Source organism: Psychrilyobacter piezotolerans (genome assembly GCF_003391055.1).
GTDB lineage: Bacteria > Fusobacteriota > Fusobacteriia > Fusobacteriales > Fusobacteriaceae > Psychrilyobacter > Psychrilyobacter piezotolerans.
In genome coordinates this window covers 22,452-28,732 of the sequence record NZ_QUAJ01000030.1, presented here as the reverse complement: position 1 = coordinate 28,732, position 6,281 = coordinate 22,452, and the positions used below count along the sequence as shown (strand labels likewise).

The 6,281-nt window shown below is 40.5% G+C and carries 7 protein-coding genes; all 7 read right to left on the bottom strand.

Annotated features, from left to right (window positions below; translation table 11 throughout):
• Positions 1–125 precede the first annotated feature (125 nt).
• Positions 126–824, bottom strand: coding sequence for a 1-(5-phosphoribosyl)-5-[(5-phosphoribosylamino)methylideneamino]imidazole-4-carboxamide isomerase (gene hisA, locus DYH56_RS13270; RefSeq protein ID WP_114643363.1), 699 nt, complete (start codon positions 822–824; stop codon positions 126–128).
• A complete protein-coding gene (gene hisH, locus DYH56_RS13265) occupies positions 821–1,435 on the bottom strand; it encodes an imidazole glycerol phosphate synthase subunit HisH (protein ID WP_114643362.1) in 615 nt (204 codons plus the stop codon). Before hisH ends, hisA begins: the two co-directional genes overlap by 4 nt.
• Before the next feature lie 2 nt (positions 1,436–1,437).
• Positions 1,438–2,022: an imidazoleglycerol-phosphate dehydratase HisB gene (gene hisB, locus DYH56_RS13260; RefSeq protein ID WP_114643361.1), complete on the bottom strand. Its 585-nt coding sequence runs from the start codon at positions 2,020–2,022 to the stop codon at positions 1,438–1,440.
• Positions 2,023–2,024: 2 nt separating this feature from the next.
• Positions 2,025–3,074 carry a histidinol-phosphate transaminase gene (hisC, locus tag DYH56_RS13255; protein ID WP_114643360.1) on the bottom strand — a complete coding sequence of 350 codons (1,050 nt, stop codon included), beginning with the start codon at positions 3,072–3,074 and terminating at the stop codon, positions 2,025–2,027.
• A complete protein-coding gene (gene hisD / locus DYH56_RS13250; protein WP_114643359.1) occupies positions 3,071–4,360 on the bottom strand; it encodes a histidinol dehydrogenase in 1,290 nt (429 codons plus the stop codon). Before hisD ends, hisC begins: the two co-directional genes overlap by 4 nt.
• A complete protein-coding gene (hisG, locus tag DYH56_RS13245; protein ID WP_114643358.1) occupies positions 4,360–4,980 on the bottom strand; it encodes an ATP phosphoribosyltransferase in 621 nt (206 codons plus the stop codon). Before hisG ends, hisD begins: the two co-directional genes overlap by 1 nt.
• Positions 4,981–5,086: 106 nt before the next feature.
• On the bottom strand, positions 5,087–6,178 hold the full coding sequence (locus DYH56_RS13240; protein WP_114643357.1) for an ATP phosphoribosyltransferase regulatory subunit: 1,092 nt from the start codon (positions 6,176–6,178) through the stop codon (positions 5,087–5,089).
• Positions 6,179–6,281 lie beyond the last annotated feature (103 nt).

Genomic DNA, 6,281 nt, shown 5'->3' with positions numbered 1-6,281 from the left:
AAAAATTCATCTGCAGTTAACTTTTAAAAAATTTAAAATCTTAGCACCTTTTTTTGTAATGCCATTTTTTTTAAACTTGACTTTAAAAAAAATCAATTATTTTTACTTGACTTCATATAGTTAGTCTATAGTACTTCCTCCAGCTTGATATTTCCCAGGTAGACAGCCTTTCCAATAATAGCACCGTAAATATCTGCTTTTTTCAGAGTCTCAATATCTTTTAAACTGCTTACCCCGCCTGAAGCTATTACATCAACTCCCAGTCTATTGATTTTCTCATATGCACTAAAATTTGGTCCTGCCATCATCCCGTCCTTTGAGATATCGGTATAGATTATAGTCTTTACACCAATTTCCTTCAGTGATCTGCATAGCTCAAAAGCATCTATATCACTTTCTTCCAGCCATCCTTTTATGGCTGCCTTTCCGTTTTTCTCATCCACAGACACGGCTATCTTTTCCCCATATTTCTCCACAAGGTTTTTAAGCAGTTCCTGGTTTTCAATGGCTGCTGTTCCCAATATAATTCTGTTTATACCCAAGTTTAAGAGCATTTCAGCGGTCTCCAGGGTTCTGATCCCTCCCCCCAGCTGAAGGTTAATGTCGACAGTTTCCCTTATTTTTTTTATTGTATCTAAATTTTTATTTTCACCGTCTTTTGCACCGTCCAGATCCACCAGATGGATCCACTCTGCTCCCTTCTCTTGAAATTCTTTTGCCACTTCCCAGGGTTTGTCGGAAAAGATATCCATCTTATCAAAATCTCCCTTGCTCAGCCTCACTGCTCTCCCGTCTTTTAGGTCTATTGCCGGAAAAATTATCATTTTATCATCTCCCCAAATGCTTTTAATAGTTTTAGTCCTGTGCTGCTGCTTTTTTCAGGGTGGAACTGCATCCCCATTATATTCTTGTGTCCCACTACTCCCGGAACCTCTATGCCGTATTCACTGGAGGCAAGGATATCTTCGGAACTTCCCCTGGCGAAATAGCTATGCACATAATAAACGAATTCATTCTTTTCGAGGTATTTGAAAAGAGGAGAATCCTGCTTAATATTAAGTCTGTTCCATCCCATGTGAGGAATTTTTAGATCCTTTGATATATAGGGTTTTAGGGATCTGACCTCCCCTTTAAGCAGCCCAAGTCCTTCATATTCACCGTCTTCGAAATTTTTTTCATAGAGGAGCTGCATCCCCAAACAGATCCCCAGAAGAGGTTTCCCATCTGCTGCACATTTTTTTATGAGAGGGATGAGACCTGTATCTTCAAGACTTTTTACAGCATCCCTGAAGGCCCCCACCCCTGGAAGGATTATTCCGTCAGCATTTTTTATCACCTCAGGGTCAGAAGTGAGAACATTTTCTATTTCCAGTTTATTTAGTGCACTCATAACCGAATGAATATTTCCTACACCGTAATCTATAATTGCAATCATCCCTATATCACTCCTTTTGTCGAAGGGATCTCCCCTTTTATTCTTTCGTCTATGGTCACAGCCTGATCCAGTGCTCTGGCTACCCCTTTAAATATACTCTCGATGATATGGTGGGTGTTGTCTCCGTGGATTAACTTTATATGAAGGGTTATTTGGGCATTTCTTACAAAGGCCCAGAAAAATTCTTTTACCATTTCACTTTCCATATCCCCCACTCTTTTGTCGGGAATAGGGTCCATGTGGAGATATGCCCTCCCGCTGATATCAATGGCAGCAAGGGTAAGGGTTTCATCCATTGGCAGATAAAAATTTCCGTACCTTCTGATACCTTTCATCTCACCCAGTGCTTCCCTGAACGCCCTGCCAAGGACTATACCTGCGTCCTCCACTGAATGGTGGCAGTCGATATAGGTGTCCCCCTTTACCTTCAGCTTTATATCAAAGAGACCGTGCCTTGTAAAAAGTTCCATCATGTGGTCGAAGAATCCTATTCCTGTTGATATCTCGTATTTACCACTACCGTCCAGATTCAGTTCCAGATCTATCTCGGTTTCCTTTGTCTTTCTTTTTATCGAGCTTTTTCTCACAATTACACCCCCATTATCTGATCAATATTTTTTATCAGTTTTCCCATCTCTTCCTTTGTTCCAATGGAAATTCTCAAATAGCTGTCCATGAGAGGCTTTTTAAAATATCTCACAAGGATCTTTCTTGCCTTTAATTCCCTGTACATATTTTCGGCATCTTTCACCCTTACAAAGATAAAGTTTGCCTTTGAGGGAAGCAGCTCCATGCCTCTCATTCTAAGTTCTGATATTGTCCATTCCCTGTTTTTTATTATCTCATCCCGGGTATATTCAAAGTAATCTCTGTCCTCCATGGCAGCCTTTCCTGCAGCCTGGGCCAGTCTGTCCAAAGGATATGAATTGAACGAATCTTTTACCCTTATGAGTCCCTCTATAAGTTTCTCGTCACCGATAGCGAACCCTATCCTCATACCGGCCAGAGATCTTGATTTTGAGAAGGTCTGGACAATGAGGAGGTTCTTGTAATTATCTATAAGTTCCACTGCAGATTTACCTCCAAAATCTATATAGGCTTCGTCCACAACTACGAGGTTGCCGGGATTGTTTTTCAAGATTTTTTCAATGGCATCCAGCTCCATCCCTATGCCTGTAGGTGCATTTGGATTTGGAAAGATGATGTTCCCGTCCAGGTTGAGATACTCCTTCGTCTCCATTTCAAATTTTTTGTTTAGAGAAATGGTCTGATAGTTTATCTCATATAATCCGCAGTAAACAGGATAAAAGCTGTATGTAATATCCGGAAAATAGAGTTTCTTGTCTTTAAAAAATGCCATAAAGACATGGGCAAGGACTTCATCGGACCCGTTTCCAACAAATACATTATCTTTTTCTATCTCATAAAAGTCTGCAATGGAATTTCTCAGTTCAGTACTCTCAGGATCGGGATACTTCTTAAGCTCCGATCCCAGACATTTTTTTATTTTTTCGATAACTTTTGGAGATGGCGGAAAAGGATTTTCATTGGTGTTGAGCTTTATTATCCCGGGTTCATTCAACTGCTCTCCCGGGACATAAGGAGTCAGCGTCTTAGTGATCTTGCTCCAATATTTCATAATTTTTCCTCCTCAAATCTAATCCTGATGGAATTGCTGTGAGCCGTCAGTCCCTCACTTTCTGAGATCTCCAGGATGGTGTCTTTTACTTCTTTCAGTGCTTCCTTGGAATAATAGATTACCGAAGTTTTCTTTATGAAATCATCCACTGAAAGGGGCGATGAAAATTTTGCAGTTCCATTTGTAGGGAGTGTATGATTTGGTCCGGCATAGTAATCTCCCAAAGGTTCTGGTGTATTCTCCCCTACGAATACTGCTCCGGCATTTTTAATTGAGTTTACATAAAGAAAAGGTTCGGCTACCATGAGCTCCAAATGTTCTGCAGCTATGTCGTTGGCTAGATCGATGGCTTCGTCCAGATCCTCTGTGATTATAATTCTTCCGTAGTTTTCCAGAGATTTTGCTGCTATCTCTTTCTTGGTGAGTTCAGCCAGCTGGATATCCACCTCTTTTGATACTGTTTCTGCCAGTTTCTCACTGGGAGTTATAAGTAAAGAGGAAGCCAGTTCATCATGTTCTGCCTGAGAAAGAAGATCCGCAGCAATATATCTGGGATTTGCACTGTCGTCTGCTATAATTAGGATCTCGCTTGGTCCTGCTATCATGTCAATGTCCACTATTCCATACACCTGTTTTTTGGCCAGGGCTACGTAGATATTGCCCGGTCCCGTTATCTTGTACACCTTTGGGATGGTTTGGGTACCATATGCCAGTGCAGCTATTCCCTGGGCTCCTCCTACCTTGAATATCCTGTCAACACCGGCTATTTTTGCAGCTGCCAGAATATTATCCATGATCTCACCTGTTTTTCCGGGAGGAGTGATCATAACCAGATCTTCTACACCTGCCACCTTTGCAGGAATGGCATTCATAAGAACTGTAGACGGATAAGGGGATTTCCCCCCTGGAACATATATTCCTACTTTTTCTATTGGATTTATGAGCTGTCCGGTTATCTTTCCCTTTGTTGTATTATCCATGAATGAATTTCTCTTCTGTCTTTCGTGAAACCTTCTGATGCTGTGGGCTGCTTCTGCGAGAGCTATTTTGAGAGATTCAGGAGTTCTTTCCCAAGCTCTTTCCATCTCCTCTGCTGTGACCTCCATCCTCTCCAGTTCTGCACCGTCAAACTTTGCAGTATATTCAAGGACTGCACTGTCTCCATTTTCCTTTACATTTTTTACTATCTCTTCTACAGTAACATTGATATCTTTATAGTCCAGGTCACCCCTTGATAGGATCTCAGACTTGATGGCATCGTACTGTGAACTTCTAAGTATTTTCATTATAGCTCCCCCCTTATATCCTCAAGCACTTTTTCTATAGTCTCATTTTTAAATTTATAGCTTACCTTGTTGACAATTATCCTTGCACTGATATTCTCCAGTTTTTCTATGATATCCAGATTATTTTCTCTCAGTGTGGCACCGGTTTCCACTATGTCCACTATGGCATCGGAAAGGCCCACCATGGGAGCCAGCTCCACAGAACCATTTAATTTTATGAGTTCCACCTTTCTTTCCATTTTTTCAAAATACTTTCTGGCATAATTAATATATTTCGTAGCTATCTTTATGGTCCTGTTGCCGTTATATTCCCATCCCCTTGGGGCAGCTATGGCAAAATAACACCTGCCAAATCCAAGGTCCAGCATGTCATAGACATCTGCCTCGTTTTCCATGAGTACATCCACCCCGGCGACCCCTATATCTGCAATACCTTTTTCCACATATACAGATACGTCACTTGGTTTTACCCAGAAGTATCTCACTTTATTTTCCTCGCTTGTAAATACAAGCTTTCTGCCTTCCTCTTCCAGTTCCTTGCACGAATAACCTATTTTTTTCAAAAGGTCGTATGATTTTTTCCCCAATCTGCCCTTGGGCAGAGCTATATTTATATACATGATCTGTCCTCCTAAAAAGTAACGTTATGTTATGCTGCATCCAATTAAGTGTAATTAAATTTTTCTTCCTCACAATCCCATACATAATTTTATACTTTCCTCAATCCTAAAAATATTGAATTATCGAATATTTTTCTTTGAGCTCCTGGAGCGTTTGGCTTTTATCCTCTGTCAAAACCCTTACCGTCTTACCGTATTTTCTGTATTCTCTGGCCTTTTCCATGGCCTCAAACCCGTTTTCCAGATCTGAATAGAGGAGCAGATAATCTATCTTTGTACGCTCCCTTTTTATAGACTCAAAATAATTGTCTATCTCCAGACAAAAACCCAGTGCCGATGCATCCTTTCCAAATCTTGTAACCAGTTTGTCATACCTGCCGCCGCTCAGTACAGGCTTTCTGATATCCGAGATATAACCTTTAAAGATCAGCCCGTTATAGTATTGCAGTGCAACACTTATGGAAAAATCTATCTCTATCTTTTTCTGGGAATATTTTTTATCCAGAGCCTTTAGGACAGTCTCTAAATCCTCCAGTATTTGCCTCTGTTTATTAGTCATTGCCATCTCATATAGAGTTTCCTTTACCATTTCAAAGTTTCCGAAGAGCCGGTTTAACTTTAGAAGTTTAGCGACTTTTTCTTCCCCTACACCTATATTTTTCAGATAATTTTCAAGGTCACTGCTCCTTCTGTACAGATATTCGAGGATACGCCCCCTTTCCTCTTTTTCCTCCGTTACAGAGTTCACCATCTCTTTGATAAATTCCGTGTTGGAGATACACAGAATGTAGTTTTGGTCTAATTTTTCCAATGTCTGTACAGCGAGGTCCAGGACCTCTACGTCGGAGAGGATATTTTCACCACCCAAATATTCTATCCCCACCTGTTTTCTTTCGTTGAATTCCAGCCCGTTTTTGTCTGCACGAAACACACTGTCGTTGTAGTAAAATTTTCCCCTGTCTGCCTGTTGTTCGGAAAAATATTTTACTACCGGCAGGGTCATATCCGGCCTCAGCACATAGAGGTCGCCCTTTGGATTCATTATTTTCAGGAGATTATTCTCATTTATCATATCTTTGTTTGCAAAGTATGTGTCGTACTTCTCAAAGGTATTCAGCCTGATCTTTTCATACCCGTAGGACTCGAATATTTTTTCAAAATCCATGACAAATTCCTCTTCTTTTCTGTAGTTTTTCATCTTATTCCTCCTATAAAAAAAAGAGCCCCCAGATACTTTTTAGTACCTGGGGGCTCTTAAAAAATTCTCAGTTTTTAAGAAATGTTTTATCACCAGATACAGA

What these genes read in the sequence shown, in the direction of transcription:
- DYH56_RS13240 (WP_114643357.1), bottom strand. Translation starts at nt 6,178, where the DNA reads ATGAAAAACTACAGAAAAGAAGAGGAATTTGTCATGGATTTTGAAAAA.
- hisD (WP_114643359.1), bottom strand. Translation starts at nt 4,360, where the DNA reads ATGAAAATACTTAGAAGTTCACAGTACGATGCCATCAAGTCTGAGATC.
- hisG (WP_114643358.1), bottom strand. Translation starts at nt 4,980, where the DNA reads ATGTATATAAATATAGCTCTGCCCAAGGGCAGATTGGGGAAAAAATCA.
- hisH (WP_114643362.1), bottom strand. Translation starts at nt 1,435, where the DNA reads ATGATTGCAATTATAGATTACGGTGTAGGAAATATTCATTCGGTTATG.
- hisA (WP_114643363.1), bottom strand. Translation starts at nt 824, where the DNA reads ATGATAATTTTTCCGGCAATAGACCTAAAAGACGGGAGAGCAGTGAGG.
- hisC (WP_114643360.1), bottom strand. Translation starts at nt 3,074, where the DNA reads ATGAAATATTGGAGCAAGATCACTAAGACGCTGACTCCTTATGTCCCG.